Annotated in this window: 20 protein-coding genes; 9 read left to right on the top strand and 11 right to left on the bottom strand. The window is 71.3% G+C overall.

All coding sequences use genetic code 11. The features are described from left to right. Positions 1-92: 92 nt before the first annotated feature. The gene (locus ACZ63E_RS41270; protein WP_465341764.1) at positions 93-764 is read right to left on the bottom strand and encodes an SGNH/GDSL hydrolase family protein; all 672 of its coding nucleotides are present in this window, start codon (positions 762-764) and stop codon (positions 93-95) included. A 9-nt stretch (positions 765-773) separates the two neighbouring features. Further along, positions 774-1,262: a GbsR/MarR family transcriptional regulator gene (locus ACZ63E_RS41265; protein WP_465341763.1), complete on the bottom strand. Its 489-nt coding sequence runs from the start codon at positions 1,260-1,262 to the stop codon at positions 774-776. A gap of 93 nt (positions 1,263-1,355) precedes the next feature. On the opposite strand from ACZ63E_RS41265, the gene ACZ63E_RS41260 reads away from it, so the two are divergent. Next, the gene (locus ACZ63E_RS41260) at positions 1,356-2,252 is read left to right on the top strand and encodes an ABC transporter ATP-binding protein (RefSeq protein ID WP_465341762.1); all 897 of its coding nucleotides are present in this window, start codon (positions 1,356-1,358) and stop codon (positions 2,250-2,252) included. Then, positions 2,249-3,886, top strand: coding sequence for an ABC transporter permease (locus ACZ63E_RS41255; protein WP_465341761.1), 1,638 nt, complete (start codon positions 2,249-2,251; stop codon positions 3,884-3,886). The genes ACZ63E_RS41260 and ACZ63E_RS41255 overlap by 4 nt, the downstream gene beginning before the upstream one ends. Here the strand turns inward: ACZ63E_RS41255 and ACZ63E_RS41250 are convergent. Both ACZ63E_RS41250 and ACZ63E_RS41245 read right to left on the bottom strand, forming a co-directional pair. Next, positions 3,883-4,356, bottom strand: a complete 474-nt coding sequence (locus ACZ63E_RS41250; protein ID WP_465341760.1) for a hypothetical protein — start codon at positions 4,354-4,356, stop codon at positions 3,883-3,885. The genes ACZ63E_RS41255 and ACZ63E_RS41250 overlap by 4 nt on opposite strands. 39 nt (positions 4,357-4,395) lie before the next feature. Beyond that, positions 4,396-4,728 (bottom strand): hypothetical protein, encoded by a 333-nt coding sequence (locus ACZ63E_RS41245; protein ID WP_465341759.1) that lies wholly within the window; start codon positions 4,726-4,728, stop codon positions 4,396-4,398. A 127-nt stretch (positions 4,729-4,855) separates the two neighbouring features. On the opposite strand from ACZ63E_RS41245, the gene ACZ63E_RS41240 reads away from it, so the two are divergent. Then, positions 4,856-6,055, top strand: a complete 1,200-nt coding sequence (locus ACZ63E_RS41240; RefSeq protein ID WP_465341758.1) for an MFS transporter — start codon at positions 4,856-4,858, stop codon at positions 6,053-6,055. Here ACZ63E_RS41240 and ACZ63E_RS41235 read toward each other — a convergent pair. Beyond that, positions 6,024-6,581, bottom strand: a complete 558-nt coding sequence (locus tag ACZ63E_RS41235) for a TetR/AcrR family transcriptional regulator (RefSeq protein ID WP_465341756.1) — start codon at positions 6,579-6,581, stop codon at positions 6,024-6,026. The two genes, ACZ63E_RS41240 and ACZ63E_RS41235, sit on opposite strands and share 32 nt — an antisense overlap. A 96-nt stretch (positions 6,582-6,677) precedes the next feature. Here ACZ63E_RS41235 and ACZ63E_RS41230 point away from each other — a divergent pair, with 96 nt between their 5' ends. Continuing rightward, positions 6,678-7,103, top strand: coding sequence for a nuclear transport factor 2 family protein (locus ACZ63E_RS41230; protein WP_465341755.1), 426 nt, complete (start codon positions 6,678-6,680; stop codon positions 7,101-7,103). On the opposite strand, the gene ACZ63E_RS41225 is transcribed toward ACZ63E_RS41230, so the two are convergent. The 3 genes from ACZ63E_RS41225 to ACZ63E_RS41215 all read right to left on the bottom strand — a co-directional run bounded on the left by ACZ63E_RS41225 (position 7,066) and on the right by ACZ63E_RS41215 (position 8,788). Next, positions 7,066-7,854 (bottom strand): metal-dependent hydrolase, encoded by a 789-nt coding sequence (locus tag ACZ63E_RS41225; protein WP_465313817.1) that lies wholly within the window; start codon positions 7,852-7,854, stop codon positions 7,066-7,068. The genes ACZ63E_RS41230 and ACZ63E_RS41225 overlap by 38 nt on opposite strands. A gap of 59 nt (positions 7,855-7,913) precedes the next feature. Further along, positions 7,914-8,261, bottom strand: coding sequence for an STAS domain-containing protein (locus ACZ63E_RS41220; RefSeq protein WP_465341754.1), 348 nt, complete (start codon positions 8,259-8,261; stop codon positions 7,914-7,916). Between the two features lie 218 nt (positions 8,262-8,479). Further along, positions 8,480-8,788, bottom strand: a complete 309-nt coding sequence (locus tag ACZ63E_RS41215) for a WhiB family transcriptional regulator (protein ID WP_465341753.1) — start codon at positions 8,786-8,788, stop codon at positions 8,480-8,482. A 163-nt stretch (positions 8,789-8,951) separates the two neighbouring features. On the opposite strand from ACZ63E_RS41215, the gene ACZ63E_RS41210 reads away from it, so the two are divergent. Genes ACZ63E_RS41210 through ACZ63E_RS41200 form a run of 3 tightly spaced genes read left to right on the top strand, consistent with a single transcriptional unit; the run spans position 8,952 to position 10,623 of the window. Next, positions 8,952-9,368 carry an anti-sigma factor gene (locus ACZ63E_RS41210; protein ID WP_465341752.1) on the top strand — a complete coding sequence of 139 codons (417 nt, stop codon included), beginning with the start codon at positions 8,952-8,954 and terminating at the stop codon, positions 9,366-9,368. Beyond that, positions 9,365-10,144, top strand: coding sequence for a SigB/SigF/SigG family RNA polymerase sigma factor (locus ACZ63E_RS41205; protein ID WP_465341751.1), 780 nt, complete (start codon positions 9,365-9,367; stop codon positions 10,142-10,144). The genes ACZ63E_RS41210 and ACZ63E_RS41205 overlap by 4 nt, the downstream gene beginning before the upstream one ends. 59 nt (positions 10,145-10,203) lie before the next feature. Next, positions 10,204-10,623 carry an ATP-binding protein gene (locus ACZ63E_RS41200; protein ID WP_465341750.1) on the top strand — a complete coding sequence of 140 codons (420 nt, stop codon included), beginning with the start codon at positions 10,204-10,206 and terminating at the stop codon, positions 10,621-10,623. On the opposite strand, the gene ACZ63E_RS41195 is transcribed toward ACZ63E_RS41200, so the two are convergent. Then, positions 10,624-11,115, bottom strand: a complete 492-nt coding sequence (locus tag ACZ63E_RS41195) for a MarR family winged helix-turn-helix transcriptional regulator (RefSeq protein ID WP_465341749.1) — start codon at positions 11,113-11,115, stop codon at positions 10,624-10,626. 33 nt (positions 11,116-11,148) lie between these two features. Between ACZ63E_RS41195 and ACZ63E_RS41190 the strand changes: the two genes are divergently transcribed. Next, positions 11,149-12,126: an aldo/keto reductase gene (locus ACZ63E_RS41190; RefSeq protein ID WP_465341748.1), complete on the top strand. Its 978-nt coding sequence runs from the start codon at positions 11,149-11,151 to the stop codon at positions 12,124-12,126. A gap of 18 nt (positions 12,127-12,144) precedes the next feature. Further along, the gene (locus ACZ63E_RS41185) at positions 12,145-12,783 is read left to right on the top strand and encodes a nitroreductase family protein (protein ID WP_465341747.1); all 639 of its coding nucleotides are present in this window, start codon (positions 12,145-12,147) and stop codon (positions 12,781-12,783) included. 374 nt (positions 12,784-13,157) lie between these two features. On the opposite strand, the gene ACZ63E_RS41180 is transcribed toward ACZ63E_RS41185, so the two are convergent. After that, positions 13,158-14,483, bottom strand: a complete 1,326-nt coding sequence (locus ACZ63E_RS41180; RefSeq protein WP_465341746.1) for a cellulose binding domain-containing protein — start codon at positions 14,481-14,483, stop codon at positions 13,158-13,160. A gap of 9 nt (positions 14,484-14,492) precedes the next feature. Further along, the gene (locus ACZ63E_RS41175; protein ID WP_465341745.1) at positions 14,493-15,242 is read right to left on the bottom strand and encodes a 3D domain-containing protein; all 750 of its coding nucleotides are present in this window, start codon (positions 15,240-15,242) and stop codon (positions 14,493-14,495) included. Positions 15,243-15,479 lie beyond the last annotated feature (237 nt).

Here is a 15,479-nt window from a genome sequence, read left to right as displayed (position 1 = left end):
CCCTCTCCGTGCTTGGCTGCTCCACAGGACGCAGTGAGGGGGCGGCCAGATACACGAGCCGCGAACTTTTTCCGAAGATCGACGCTGTGCCGCTAAGCGATCACTGGGAGTGCGTCGGCAAGCGTTTGCGCCCAGCGCGCGTAACCGGCCGGGCCGGGGTGGAAGCGGTCGGCCGCGAAGGCCGTGGGGTCGAGCAGGCCGGGATCCATCGGCAGGTGCGTGACGCCGGGGACGCGCGCGAGGGTAGCGGCGGCCGCGTCGAGGGCCGTCGAGCGCGCGGAAAGGACGTCACGCAGGGGCCGGGGCAGTGCCGGGAAGCGGGACATCGGCGGCACACCGGCCAGGAGGACGTCGACCGGGCCGAGCCGCCGCCGGAGGTCGATCACCAGTTTCAGCAGGTCACGGCGGTAGGCGGGAGCCGAACGCAGCTCGAGGGTGTCGTTGACGCCGAGGGCGATCACGACCAGGTCGGCCGGGCGCAGGAGCGGGACCAGCTCGGCGCGGACGACCCGGGCGTTCGCGCCGGTACGGCCGACCGCCTGCCAGCGCACGGCCCGGCCGTCGCGCGCGAGTTCGCGGGCCAGACAGCCGGTGAGCGCTTCCTCGTGGTCCTTCGCGCCGACGCCGTCCACTGTGGACTCACCGAGCACGGCCAGCCGGAACGGCTCGCCGGCCCCGGGCACGAGTCCTTCGGCCGGGCCGGCGGCGCCGGGGAGGCGGGGTGTGGTGCGCTTGACGTAGAGGGCCTGGGCGAGGATCACCATGGCTCGAAGCTAGCCGTTCTTCTCCTCGCGGAGCTTGTGCCAGCGCTCGTACATGCCGTTGAGCTCCTCCAGCATGAACGACAGGAAGTCGCGCATCTCGGCGAGCCGCTTGCCCGACGGCGAGTCCTCGCCCAGCGCCTCGATGCCGTTCTCGGCCGCGTCGCGCCACATGATGATCATGCGGTCGCGCTTGAGGAACGTGGCGTACCAGAGGTCGTCGAAGAGGCGGTAGTGGTCACGGCGTTCGCCGGGCTCGCGTTCCTTGGCGACCAGGCCGATCTGCTCCAGGAAGCGCACCGCGCCGGAGATCGCCGCCGGGCTGACCGACAGCTGCGAGGCCAGGTCGGCCGCGGTCAGGCGGCCTTCGTCGGTGGTCATCAGCGCGGCGAACACCCGCGCGGACATGCGCTGCATCCCGATCTGCGAGAGCACGAGCGCGAGGCTCTCCACGTACCGGCGGACGGCGTCTTCGTCTCTCTTGGTGTCAGGCGTCGTCATCGGGCCATCCTCTCGTACCACCCCGGCAAGATCACTCCATCTAGACATTTTCTTAACTTCACAAGTTTGTGAAACCAGTGTAGCTTCCGAAGCATGGAAAACGCCATCGCGATCTCCGGCCTCCACAAGTCGTTCGGCCGGACCAAGGCCCTCGACGGCCTCGATCTGCAGGTACCTACTGGGGAAGTACACGGCTTCCTGGGCCCGAACGGCGCCGGGAAGTCGACCACCGTCCGGGTCCTGCTCGGCCTGCTCCATGCGGACTCGGGGGACGTTCGCCTGCTCGGCGGCGACCCCTGGAAGGACGCCGCGAGCCTGCACCGCCGCCTCGCCTACGTGCCCGGCGACGTCAACCTCTGGCCCAACCTCTCCGGCGGCGAGGTGATCGACCTGCTCGGCCGGCTGCGCGGCGGGCTCGACCAGAAGCGCCGCGCCGACCTGATCGAGCGGTTCGACCTCGACCCGAAGAAGAAGGGGCGGACGTACTCGAAGGGCAACCGGCAGAAGGTCGCCATCGTCGCCGCGCTCGCCTCGCGGGTCGACCTGCTGATCCTCGACGAGCCGACGTCCGGGCTCGACCCGCTGATGGAGGCGACGTTCCAGTACGCCATCCAGGAGGAGCGCGAGCAGGGCCGGACCGTGCTGCTGTCCAGCCACATCCTCGCCGAGGTCGAGGCGCTGTGCGACAAGGTCAGCATCATCCGCAACGGCAGGACCGTCGAGTCCGGCACGCTGGCCGAGCTGCGGCATCTCACGCGGACGTCGATCACCGCCGAGCTCGCCGCGCCGCCGAACGGGCTGGCGAAGCTCGAGAACATCCACGACCTCAAGGTCGAAGGCAACCGCGTCCGGTTCGACGTCGAGACGCGCTCGCTCGACGAGGCCCTGCGGCAGCTGACCCAGGTCGGCGTGCGGAGCCTGGTCAGCCAGCCGCCGACGCTGGAAGAGCTGTTCCTGCGGCACTACACGACCGAGGCGAGCGCAAAATGACCGCGACCCTCTCCCGCGCCGAAGCCGAAGTGGCGCCGGCGCACGAACTGGCCGGCACCTGGCACCTCACCCGGCTCGCGCTGCGCCGCGACCGCGTGGTCCTGCCGATCTGGATCGTGCTGCTCAGCATCATCCCGGCCAGCACCGTCAAGACGTTCGCGCAGTTCTACCCGACCGAAGCCGATCGGCTGGCACTGCAGGCCGGCGCGAACACCAACCCGTCGTACGCGCTGCTCTACGGGCCGCCGTTCGACCTGACCACCGCCGGCGGGTTCATCTCCTGGCGCATGTGCGGGTTCCTGGCGCTGCTGACCGGCCTGATGGTCGTCTTCACAGTCACGCGGCACACCCGCGCCGAGGAGGACACCGGCCGCGCGGAGCTGCTCGCGTCCGCGGTGGTCGGCCGGTACGCGGCGCTGACGTCGGCCGTGCTGGTGGCCGGCGGGGCGAGTGTGCTGATCGGCCTGGTCCAGTACGGCAGCATGGTCGGCGCCGGGCTGCCCGCGGCCGGCTCGCTCGCCTTCGGCGCGTCGGAAGCGTTGGCGGGCTTGGTGTTCACGGCCGTCGCGGCGGTCGCCGTCCAGCTCGCCGAGTACTCGCGCACGGCCAACGGGATCGGCACCGCCGTGGTCGGCGCCGCATTCCTGCTCCGCGGCGCCGGTGACTCCACTGTGGACGCCCGCTGGCTGTCGTGGCTGTCGCCGATCGGCTGGGTGCAACAGAGCCGCCCGTTCGCCGCCGAACGCTGGTGGGTGCTCCTGCTGCCGGTGGCGCTGACGCTCGTGGTCGGCGCGGTCGCGTACTGGCTGCTGCCCCGCCGTGACGTCGGCGTCGGCATCCTGCCGCCGCGGCCGGGTCCCGCGACGGCGGCGCCGAGCCTGCGCACGCCGTTCGCGCTGGCCTGGCGGCTGCACCGCGGCCCGCTGATCGGCTGGACGATCGGCACGGCGGTCGTCGGCGCGGTGTTCGGCTCGATCGCCAGCGGCATCGGCGGTCTGGTCGGGTCGAGCCCGCAGGCGCAGGAGATCATGGCGCGCCTCGGCGGCAGCGAGGCGCTCACGCAGGCGTTCCTCGCCGTGATGGCCGGCCTGTTCGCGATGGTCGCGTCGCTGTACGGGATCCAGGCGGTGCTGCGCATGCGCGCCGAGGAGACGGCGATCCGCCTCGAGCCGGTGCTGGCCACCAGCGTCGGCAGGCTGCGCTGGGCCGCGGGCCACCTGGTGTTCGCGTTCTTCGGCACGGCGGTGCTGCTGCTGGCCGGCGGCCTGTTCATGGGGCTGGCCAACGGGTTGCGCGCCGGGGACGTCGGCGGCTCGGTCGGCGACTCGCTCGCCGGGATGCTCGTCCAGCTGCCCGCGGCCTGGGTGGTCATCGCGCTCGCGGTGACGATCTTCGGGCTGCTGCCGGGCTTTTCGGCCGCGGCCTGGGGCGTCGGCGCGCTGGCGTTGCTGCTGAGCCTGTTCGGCCCGGTCGTCGACCTGCCGCAGGCGGCGCTGGACGTCTCGCCGTTCCAGCACCCGCCGAAGATCCCCGGCCAGGCGTTCGTCGCGACGCCGCTGGTCTGGCTGCTGGCGGTCGCGATCGTCGCCCTGGTCGCCGGGCTGGCCGGCTGGCGCCGCCGCGACGTCGGCTAGCGCGGCTTCAGCTGCCGGTCGGCCCCGGCCACGAGCTGGGCCTGCGGCCCCGCCTTCCCACAGGCGGGGCCGCCCGGTTCGGAAAAGGCCGGCGTGACGACCGCGGTGTGCGGCACGCCGTCGTCGAACCGGACGGTGACCCGGACCGGGTCGGCCGGCAGCCCCGGGATGTCGGCGAACCCCTGCAGCCCACCGGTTTGGACGGCCGAGGCCCCGCAGGCGCTGTCCGGTCCGGTGCCGTCGCAGGTCGTCGCCCCGGCCGTGGTCTCCGGCATCAGGTCGACCGGGCGCGTGACGCACTGGTCGCCCCAGCACGCGTCGAGCGTCGCGCGGGTGACGCCGGCCGGCTCGGGGATCGTCAACCCGATGCCGATCCGGGTGCCGATCGCCGGGCAGGCGACCTCCGAGCCGGCCTGGCCACAGCCGGCGGTGAGGGCGAGGACCACCGCGACCCACGGAACACAGCGCATACCGGACAGACGGGCCTCAACGGCTTGCCGGTTGCATCGTCAGTCCCGCCAGCCGCTGGTGAGCGGCAGCACGGGCGAGGGCGAGGTCGGGGTGACGCTCGTCGAGGTGGTCGGTTCGACCGTCACCTCGACGAGGCTCGTGGTGGTGGCGGCCGGAGCCGTCTCGACGGTCGTGACGGTCGCCGCCGGCGGCCCCGGCGCGGTCACGGTGACCGGGACGACTTGCGTCGCGCTGGTCGTCGGCGGGGTGGTGACTTCGGCGGGCCGCGGAGTCGGCCGGCCGGCCACGAGCAACGCGGCCACCAGCAGCCCACTGGCAAAACCCGCCAGCCCGGTGACCGCGGCGGAGCCCCAAGTAGGTCGGCCACTCATCCGGGCACCCCCTCGCCACGCGTAGCGCAGGTTCGAGGACTAACTCGCGTTGATCTTAGCTCTTGTTACACACGGTGCACATTGAGTCTGCTTGACTCAAGTTTGTTGAGTGTGCGACGTTGAAGCCATGGGGGCACTGGGGAACCGCGACTTCCGGCGGCTGTGGCTCGCCGACCTCGCCAGCCAGCTCGGCACCCACATCGACGTGCTCGCCGTGCCCCTGCTGGCGACCACCGCGCTCGGCGCGTCGGTCTTCGAGGTCTCGCTGCTGCGGACCGCGGAAACCCTGCCGTACCTGGTGCTCGGCCTGCAGGTCGGCGTGTGGTGCGACCGGGTGCGGCACCGCCCGGTGCTGATCGCCGCCGACCTCGGGCGCGCCGCGCTGATCGCGTCGATCCCGGTGGCGGCGCTGTTCGGCGTGCTCGGCCTCCCCCAGCTGCTGGGCGTGGTGCTCGGCGTCGGCGTGCTGGCGGTGTTCTTCGACATCGCCCACCAGACGTACCTGCCGCGGCTCGTCGCGCCCGAGGACCTGCCGGACGCCAACGCCCGGCTCCACACGAACCTCTCGATGGCGGCGGTCGCCGGGCCGGGCCTGGCCGGGCTGATCATCTCGGCGCTGGGCACGACCGTGGCGTTGGCGGTCGACGCCGTCAGCTACCTGTGGTCGGCGCTGTGGCTGCGGCGGATCAGGACACCGGACGTGCGTCCCGAACCTCGGGACCGGCGGCTGCTGCGAGAGATCGGCGAAGGGCTGCGGGTCGTCCGAGGCAACCCCGTGCTGCTGGCGATCAGCTCGCACGGCGCGTTGTCGAGCTTCTTCCAGTCCGCCCACCTGGCGATCGTGATCGTGTTCCTGGCCAGGGACATCGGGCTTTCGCCGTGGGCGATCGGTCTGCTCAGCACGTCGACGCTGACCGGCGCGCTCGTCGGCGGGCTCACCGCACGCCGGATCGGCGCGCGTTTCGGCGGGGCGCGGGCGCTGTGGGGCGCGGCGGTGCTGTTCGGCCTGGCCTACCAGCTCTACCCGCTGACGAGGCCCGGCTGGGCGCTCGCCTGTTACGTCGTCGCCGGGTTCTTCGCCAGCTTCGCCGTGATCGTGCTGAACGTCTTCAGCGCGAGCTTCCGGCAGACCGTGGCACCGCCGGAGCTGCTGGGCCGGGTCACGTCGATCACGCACACGGTGATCCTCGGCGTCGTCCCGCTCGGCAGCCTCCTCGGCGGCGCGCTGGCCGCCGCGCTCGGCACGCGGACGACGTTGCAGATCGCGGCGGCCGGCGTCCTGGCCTCGGCGGTGGTCATGGCGCGGGTGCGGAAGCTTCCGTTTTGAGGCCGTCGACGACTACCCGGACCAGGTGCGCACTGCCGGGCGCGTACCGCTCGACGGCCAGGCAGCCGACGATCAGGGCGCGCAGGTCGTCGGCGTCGATGTCCTGGCGGACGGCCCCCGCGGCCTGGGCGCGCGCGAGCAGCTCGCCGTAGGCGGCGCGGAAGTCGTCCCCCGCGCCGGCCTTGAACGCGTGCCCGCCCGACTCCGCGAGGGCGTCGCAGATGGCGCGGTTGAGCGACGCCTGCTTGATCACGCGGACGAAGTAGTCGAAGAACGCCTCGCCGGGGTTCTCGGCCGTGGCGAGCTTGCGCGCTTCGTCGGCGAACTGCTCGATGCGTTCGAGGACAACGGCCTGGAAGAGCGCTTCCTTGCTCGGAAAGTGCCGGTAGACGGTCCCGGCGCCCACCCCGGCCAGGCGCGCGATGTCGTCGAGGGGCACGGCCAGCCCATCGGCGGCGAACGCCTCTTCGGCGGCAGCCAGGACCTTTGCCCGGTTGCGCCGCGCGTCCGCGCGCATCTTTTCCATGTTCGTCTCCTCGTTGACAACCGGAACGCAGGCTCCGTATCGTCGGAAGCGGGTGCACCGTTCCGATTCAACGTCCGGCTTCCCAGGAGAATTCCGATGCCCGTGTCCTCGGCCCGCGCCGTCTTCGACCGCTTCCTGACCGCCTCCGTCGAAAACCGCTGGGACGACCTCGCCGACTGCTACGCGGAGGACGTCGTCCTCGAAATGCCGTTCACGCTGCCTGGGGTGCCTCGCGTGACGAAGGGCCGCGAGGCGATGCGCGCCCGCTTCCGCCGTGCGGGCGCGACCCGCCGGATCACGAAGGCCGACCAGGTCGTGGTCCACGAGACGACCGACCCCGAGGTGCTGGTCGCGGAGTTCGACCTGCACCAGGAGATGGCGGGCGAGAGTTTTGTGGCCACGTACGTGATGGTGCTGACGGTGAAGGACGGGTTCATCACGCACACCCGCGACTACACCGACACCGCCGCCGTGGCCGAGCGGCTCAAGGTGTGGTCGCCTGCTGGCTCGTCGGGGGAATGAACAGCCGCTCGAACGTCGCCGTCGTCCAGTCCCACACGCCCGGGACCAGCAGCACGCCGAGCACCACGAACACCGGGAAGATCAGCCGCTTCTCGACCTTCTTGCCCGTCTTGAACCGCAGGGCCTTCGGGGGTCCCAGCTCGTACCACGTCTCGCCCGCGATCGGGATCGGGAAGAGGAACGGGCAGCCGGACTCGGTCAGCGCGTCACCGAGGCAGTGGGTCAGGCAGCCCGCCGCCACCGCGATGCCGAGCCAGCCCGTGATCGACGCCAGCTCGCCCGTGCGGTCCGGCGGGGACGTGAAGAACCACCACGCCACCGCCGCGCCGCTCACCGGGAGGAGCCAGTCGCCCAGGGCGCCTTCCGCCAGCATCAAGCCGAAGATCACCACGCCGACGACCGCCCACGGGCCGCCGGCCGTGGTGCCCCACGACGTCAGCAGGCCGAGGCCCGCGGCGAATAACACCGTGTGCGAGAGGTGGCGGTGCTGGCCCGTCACCTTCTCGTCGCGCGGGCCCTTGGTCAGCGCGTAGAACGCCGCCGAAACGCGGCGCAGCAGCCACGACAACGCGCCCGTCAGCCAGCCGAGGAGGCGGGACGCGCTCGCGCCGGGGTGGTCCAGGTCGGGCAGGAGGGCGAACCCGGCCGTCGTGGCCGCGAAGACCACCGCCTGGTGCACCGAACCGGCCCCGGCCGCGGGCGCCAGGGCCAAGCCCGCGCACCAGCCGGTCAGGGCATGCGTCCGCCCCATCATCGTGCCGCCCCCAAGGTCCACGCACCGAAATCAGTCCGCGGAACCGTAGCGGGCGGTCAGGCTTGGGGGTCCTCCGACACGCTCAGGTGTTCGGCCACGCCGGTGAGCTCGATCACGCGGCTCACCGCGGGGCTCGGGACGACCGCGAGCTCGACTTCCTGCTCGCCAGCCTGGCGTTGTGCGCGGAGCACCACGTTCAGCGCGGAGGAATCGAAGAAGGTCACCCCGGTCAGATCGGCCACGACCCGCTGCGAACGCTTGTCCGCGATCAGCCCCGCCAGGGCCTCCTGCAGCTGCGGACTGGTGAGCAGGTCGAGCTCGCCGGTGACCACCACCCGCGTCGCGTCGGTGTCCAGCGTGATGCCGAACCCGGGCGGGGTGGCGTTCTGGTCGGCTGCGGGCATGCAGTTTCTCCTCGTCAGGCGCTGCTCCTGCGCCGGGTACGCGCCTGGTGTCTCAAGCGGCATCCGTGTCACCGTGCCTTCCCGAGCTCGCTTCGGGGCACGGTCAAGGCAACTCCGGGGCCAACCCTAGCCCAGGAAGCGGCCGGGCCCGCCACGGCCGCCGCCCTTTGGTCCTGACTCTTCACTTGTGGTCTGATCCTGCCTGGTCAGAGCACTGTTCAGTGCGCACTCATCGCCTTCCGGGCCGCCCTGCGCTGACGCAGGAACAGCTGCCGCCGCTCGATTTCACCGAGGCCACCCCAGATGCCGTACGGCTCCTGCACCGTCATCGCGTGCGCGCGGCACTGGGCCAGCACCGGGCAGGCCTGGCAGATGGCCTTCGCCCGCGTCTCGCGCCGCTCACGCGCCGAGCCCCGCTCGTTGTCGGTGTGGAAGAACAGGCTGCTGTCCGCACCTCGGCATGAGCCGTTCAGCTGCCATTCCCACTCTTCGGCAACCACGTTGGGCAGCCGGCTCACGTCAGCCATGTCTTCCCCGCCTTTCCCAGGATCAGCACGTCGATCGCTACATGCCCGCCGGTGGAGCGGATCAAACGCGGGTTTGGTTTGCTCACCCCACGGGCATCTCGCTGACCGGGCGTCGGAGGACACCGCCTCCTCCCCCAGCGCGAGTGCGGAGAAAGGAACAAACGTGGAGGAAAACGCCCCGCTCGTGCCGGAAGGCGCGCAGGTCATCGAGGTGCGGACGGCCGCGATCCCGCATGTTGTGCCGACCCTGCGAACCATCGTGGCCGACATCGCGATGCGCCAGGACTTCGACCTGGACGCCGTCGAAGATCTCCGGATGGCGGTGGACGAAGCCTGCTCGCTGCTGCTGCCCGCCAGCTCGGACGGCAAGCTCACCTGCGTCTTCTCCTGGAACGGGCCCCGGATCGAGATCTCCGTCTCCGTGGTCTCCGACACTCCGGACCACGAGGACGACTCCGGCCTTTCGTGGCAGCTGCTCAGCGCGCTCGCGACGTCGGCCGAGCGCACCGTGACCCCCGAGGACGGCCGTTACCTGTCCCGGGTCGACCTCGTCCGGGAGAGCCAGGCGGCGGACTCGTGACCGATCCCGCCGTGCGCAGCGGGGACGAACCGGACGTCGGCGCGCTTTTTGCCCGTTTTGCCGCGCTGCCCGCGGACGCCCCGGAGCGCGAACGCATCCGCGACACGCTGGTGCGCACTCACCTCGAGCTGGCGCGCAACCTGGCCCGGAAGTTCCGTAACCGGGACGAGGCGATGGAGGACCTGGTCCAGATCGCCACGGTCGGGCTGATCCACGCCGTCGACCGGTTCGACCCCGAGCAGGGCACCGACTTCCTGGCGTTCGCCGTGCCGACCATCTCCGGCGAGCTGCGCCACCACTTCCGGGACAACAGCTGGTCGGTGCGGGTGCCGCGACGGCTCAAGGAGCTGAACGCGAACATCTCCGCCGCGCGTGAGGAGCTGACGGTCCAGCTGGCGCGTGCGCCGAAGCCGAGTGAGATCGCTTCCCGGCTCGGGGTACCGGTCGAAGACGTCTACGAGGGCCTTCGCGCTGGTCAGGGTCGCTACGGCGCGTCGCTCGACCACCTGCTGGAGAACGCCGCGCACACGCGGTTCGGGGCGCCGGACGCCGAGCTGGGCCAGGCCGAGCTGCGTGAGGCGCTGCGGCCGATGCTGGACAGCCTGCCGGAGCGGGAACGCAAGATCGTCGCCCTGCGCTTCGGTTCCGGGATGAGCCAGTCGGACATCGCGCGCCGCGTCGGGGTCTCCCAGATGCAGGTGTCGCGGTTGCTGGCTGCGACCCTGAAGAAGCTGCGTTCGGGCCTGGACGAATCCGAGCTCGCCGACGGCACCTGATTAGCCGCTGGGACGCTTGGGTACTTCGCGGACGGTACCGAACCCACGGGAGGGGGACCATGACGATGTCGAAGACGCCGCAGCGCACGGCCGGGCCGGCCGTGCCGCTGACGGTGTTCCTCCCGGCCGACGTGACGGCCCCGGCGCTGGCGCGCCACGAAGTCCGCCGGGCGCTGCTCGGCTTCGGCCTGACCGAGCGGCAGCTCGCGGACGTCCTGCTGGCGACGTCGGAGCTGGTCACCAACGCCTTCGAGCACGGCGAAAAGCCGGAGCGGATGGAGCTGACCTACACCGGCGAGCACCTCACGCTGCGGGTCCACGACACCGGCCGGATGCTGCCCGAGCTGCGGGCGCCGTCGCCGGCCGAAGCACGCAGCCGCGGGCTGGTGCTCGTCCAGGCGCTGTCGGAGGACTGGGGCTTCGAACGCTGCCCCGGCGGCAAGTTCGTCTGGGCGGTCTTCCGCATCCCGGCCGCCTGATCAGCCGTCCAGGAGCTCCCGCGCCGCCTCGGTCTCCCCGATCCGCTGCCGGAACGGCTTCCGCTCGAGCGCGTCGACGATCGCTTCCAGCACCCCGCGCAGCGGGTACGGCAGCTCGGCTTCCAGGGCTTCCGACGCCTGGGTCGTCGCCGTCCACTCCGCTTCGATCAGCGGGAGCAGCTCACGCGTCTTCGCGGTGAGCGACACGATCCGCTGGCGGGCGTCCGCGCCCGGTTCGAGCCCGACGAGCCCGGCGCGGCTCATCTGCGCGACGGTCTGGCTGGCCGCCGAGTGCGTCACGCCCATCTCCGCGGCGAGGTCGCGGATGGCCAGCGGGCCGCGCGCGAGCAGCGCCCGCACCACCCCCGAGTACCGCGGGCGGTAGTCGTCGAGGCCGATGTCGGCGAGGAACTTCGCGACGTCGCCCTCGAGGATCTCGAGGACGTGCCGCATCCGGGTTCCGAGCCCGTCCGGACCCGATGTCATCGCCATGACCGCCGATCATAGGTGTGCTTGGATCGCGGCATGGAGAACCGGAAGATCACCCGGCTGGGCCGCGAGGTGTCCGTCGTCGGGCTCGGCTGCTGGCAGCTCGGCGCGGACTGGGGCGAGGTCGACGAGAGCGACGCGCTGGCGGTGCTGCACGCGGCGGCCGACGCCGGCGTCACCTTCTTCGACACCGCGGACGTCTACGGCGACGGCCGCAGCGAGCGGCTGGTCGGCCGGTTCCTCGCCGAGCGCGGCGACGTCTTCGTGGCGACGAAGATGGGGCGGCGCGTCGAGCAGGTGCCGGCGAACTACGTCCGCGCGAACTTCCGCGAGTGGAACGACCGGTCGCGCCGCAACCTCGGGGTCGACACGCTCGACCTCGTCCAGCTGCACTGCCCGCCGACGCCGGTGTACTCCTCCGACGCGGTGTACGACGCCCTGGACGAGATGGTGGCCGAGGGCCGGATCAAGGCGTACGGCGTCAGTGTCGAGACTTGTGACGAGGCGCTGACGGCGTTGGCGCGGCCGCACGTCGCTTCCGTCCAGATCATCCTGAACTGCCTGCGGCTCAAGCCCCTCGAGCGGGTGCTGCCCGCGGCCGAGTCGGCGGGCGCCGGGATCATCGCGCGGGTGCCGCTGGCCTCGGGCCTGCTGTCCGGGCGCTACACGGCGTCGACGACGTTCGCCGAGAACGACCACCGCACCTTCAACCGCCACGGCGAGGCGTTCGACGTCGGCGAGACGTTCGCGGGCGTCCCGTTCGACGTCGGGCTGGCGGCCGTCGAGCGGCTGCGTGGGCTGGTGCCGGCGGACCAGACGCTCGCGCAGTTCGCGTTGCGCTGGATCATCGACCAGCCGGGCGTGAGCACGGTGATCCCGGGCGCCCGCAACGCGTCGCAGGCGTCGGCGAACACCGCGGCGGCCGCGCTGCCGCCGTTGCCGGCCGAGGCACTGGCGGGTGTCCGCGAGACTTACGACGAGCTGGTCCGGCCGCTGGTGCACGATCGCTGGTAGGCCCGGCATGATGGGCCGATGATGACGCCCGAAGAGCTCCTGACGACCACCAGGACCGTGCGCAAACGGCTCGACTTCGACCGGCCCGTGCCGCTCGACCTGGTCAAACACTGCGTCCAGGTCGCGCTGCAGGCGCCGAGCGGCTCCAACACCCAGCGGTGGCAGTGGCTGGTCGTCACCGACCCGGGCCAGCGAGCGGCGCTCGGCCGGATCTACAGCCGGGCGTGCCACGAGTACCTGGAGTCGCCGAGCGCGGCCGGCAAGCAGTTCGCGGACGACCCGACGCGCGCGCCGGTGCAGCAGCGGGTCGGTGACAGCGTCGCGTACCTGGCCGACCGGATGGGTGACGTCCCGGTGCTGGTGGTGCCGTGCCTCGAAACGCCGTCCGCCGAGCTGCCCGCGGGCAACCAGGCGGGCCTGTGGGCTTCGCTGCTGCCGGCGGTGTGGAGCTTCATGCTGGCGGCGCGGTCGGTGACGCTGGGCACGGCGTGGACCACGCTGCACCTGAAGTACGAGCAGGAGGCGGCGGAGGTGCTGGGCCTGCCGAAGAACGTCCACCAGGCAGCACTGATCCCGACGGCGTTCTACACGGGCGACACGTTCAAACCCGCGGCGCGGCAGCCGCTCGAGGATGTGCTGCACCTCGACCGCTGGTGAGCTGGGAGTCCGGCGGCGGGCATCGCGGAGTCCGAGGTGCGGCACGGCGTCACGCTGCCTGAGGATTACTGCGACTTCCTGCTCACCGCCGGGGAAAACGGCGCCGGGACGTGCAACGGCCTGTACCGGCTCGGCGCACCGGAACGCTCCGACGAAGTGGACCGGCGACCGGGCTTTCTCTCGACGGCGTTCTATGTTCTGGAACAGACGACACGCGTACCCGGCCGGACGACACGCGTACTGGGACGGACGACACGGTGGGCGGGCTCGGCCGGCGCGTGTCGTCCGGAACGTGAACGCGTGAAAGCCTCCTTGCCGGGGCATTGGGGACGTCGGCAAGGAGGCGATCACGGCCCGTCGGCCGTCTGGGTGGCTCAGCCCGTGTATGCCTTGAAGATGTTCGTGAACTCGTACAGCGACTGGGAAATCCCCGAGCACGTCGCCACCGCGCCGCCGCCCGGGCAGCCGCCGTTGTCGCGGCCCGCCGACCAGAAGCCGATGCTGGCCACGTGGTTGGCCTGGGCGAACGACAGCAGCTGACGCGCCGCCGCCTGGTCCGTCACCGAACCCGTGTCGTTGCGGCCGATCATCGGGGTCAGGCCGAGCAGGCCCTTCACGTCAGAGTCGGACTTCGACGGCCAGATCGTCTTCATCTGCCCCAAAGTCGCGTTCGCCGCGGACACCAGCGCGTCGCCCCAGGAGCCGCTGTAGCCGAAGTCCATCAGCATCGGGTTGACCACCACGTTCAGCCCGCGTGACGCCGCGTCCTGCAGGATCGACACCGAGAACGGGTCCATTCCGTAGTCCTGGCCCTGGATCCGCATCGTGTAGCTGATGTGCGTCCCGCGCTGCTGCTGCAGCCGCAGCAACGCCTGGTTCACCATCGCCGTCGGGATCGACGCCTCGACATCGACGTCCAGGCTGTTGCTGCCCACCGCGTCCAGCGTCTTCACGTACGCGTTGTACAGCGCGTCCACCGAGCCGCAGACGTTCTCCAGGTACGGCCCCAAAGCGCCGCCCGAAGCCACCGTGACCCCGCCGCCCAGGCCGCGCAAAGCGTTGACGTCGTTGATGATCCGCGAGTCCAGCAACGGGACCGTGCCGCCCCACTCCGGGTCGCAGCCGAGGCTGCTGCCGAGCGCGAAGGCGAGCGTGAAGTTCTTCTGGCCGGTCGCGTTCGCCACCGAGACCAGCGACGGGGTCGCCATCGTGATGTCGATGTACGGCGAAACCCGCGCGCTGCCCCCGGTCGGCGGCGGCGTGGTGGTGGTCGTGGGTGGTGTGGTGGGCGTGGTCGGGGTGGTGGTCGGCACCGACGTCCCGGCGCACGGCTGGCCGTTCAGCTTGCAGTTCGCGGGCAGGCCGCCGCCGCTGACCAGGAACCCGAAGCTCGTCGACGCACCCGCGGCGACGCTGCCGTTGTACTCGCGGTTGGCGAACGAGTGGTGCGAGCCGGACGGCGTGTCGAGCGCGTCCCAGTAGGACCCGAGCGTCGAGCCCGACGGCAGGTCGAACTCCAGCTTCCAGCTCGTCAGCGCGGACGTGCCCGCGCTGATCGTGTACTTCGCCTGGTAGCCGGAGCCCCAGTCGGAGTCCTTGGCGAACGCCGCCGACGGAGCGGTCGCGGCCGTCGCCGGGGAGACGACGAGGACCGTTGCCACCGCGAGCATCGTCGCGGCGAGTGCGAGCTTGGCTTTCACAGCGCCTCCTCAGCGCACGGTCAGGGTGAGCCGCTGGATGCCCCAGGCGTCGGCCTGCGAGCCGGGCAGCCAGACGTCGACGATGTCATCCTTGATCCAGCTGCCGATGTCCGCCGCGTAACACTCGCCGTAGCCCGGCACCGAGAACCTGGTGCCCCACGGGATGATCCGCGCGTCGACCGCGCAGAACCCCGGCCCGGCGCTGTACCCCAGCGCGGTCTGCGCGACGTCGTTGTAGGACGTGACGCGGTAGTTCAGCGTGGTGCCGGCCGGGATCCGGTACGCGGCGAGGTGGTTCGCGCCGTCGAGGCGGTACGCCGTGGACATCTGGCCGAGCGAGCCGGGCGAATTGTCCTCCGCCGTCATCGCGTAGAGCTGGTAGTTCGCGTTCTGGCACGGGCTCGTGTCGGTGACGGTGAGCGTCGGCTGACCCCAGTCGCTGATCCACTGCAGGGCCTGGCCGTTGCGGAACGCGCGGTAGGCCTTCGCGCCGGAGACGCGCGCGAAGGTGAAGGTGACCTTGCCGTCGGCACCCAGCCCGCCGGCGACCGAGCCGGGCGCGGGCAGGCGGTTGCCGACGTTCACGGCGCCGACGAGCGTGCCGGGTCCGTGGCCGCCGGTGACCGGCCGGTCGGGGATGGTGCCGGAGTAGAAGTGCTGGCAGGCGGGCAAAGCGGCCGCCGACGCGGGCGCGGCGGGAGCGACGAGGAGGCTGCCGGCGGTGAGGGCCGCCAGCCCGAGGACCCTGGCGAAGCGCATGACGGAGAGACCTCCGTGGTGGGGACCGGGGTGGAGGTGACGCAGGTGGGGAGGTGCGGGTTCGCCGCGCACCTGACGTTAAGTGGCCTGGACCACACAGTCAATAGGTCTAGACCTTTAAGTTTTCGAACGGCGCAAGCCCTCGTGAGTGTTTAGGGCGGTTAGAACCGCTTGGGTTCTAGTGGCCGTTGCAACACCTGAGGTGAGAGGTGTTGCCATGACCGGAAACCGTCGTCG

The sequence above is a fragment of the Amycolatopsis sp. NPDC104819 genome (genome assembly GCF_055583145.1).
Note: the sequence above shows the minus strand (reverse complement) of the source record. Positions and strands in the feature narration are given on the sequence as shown.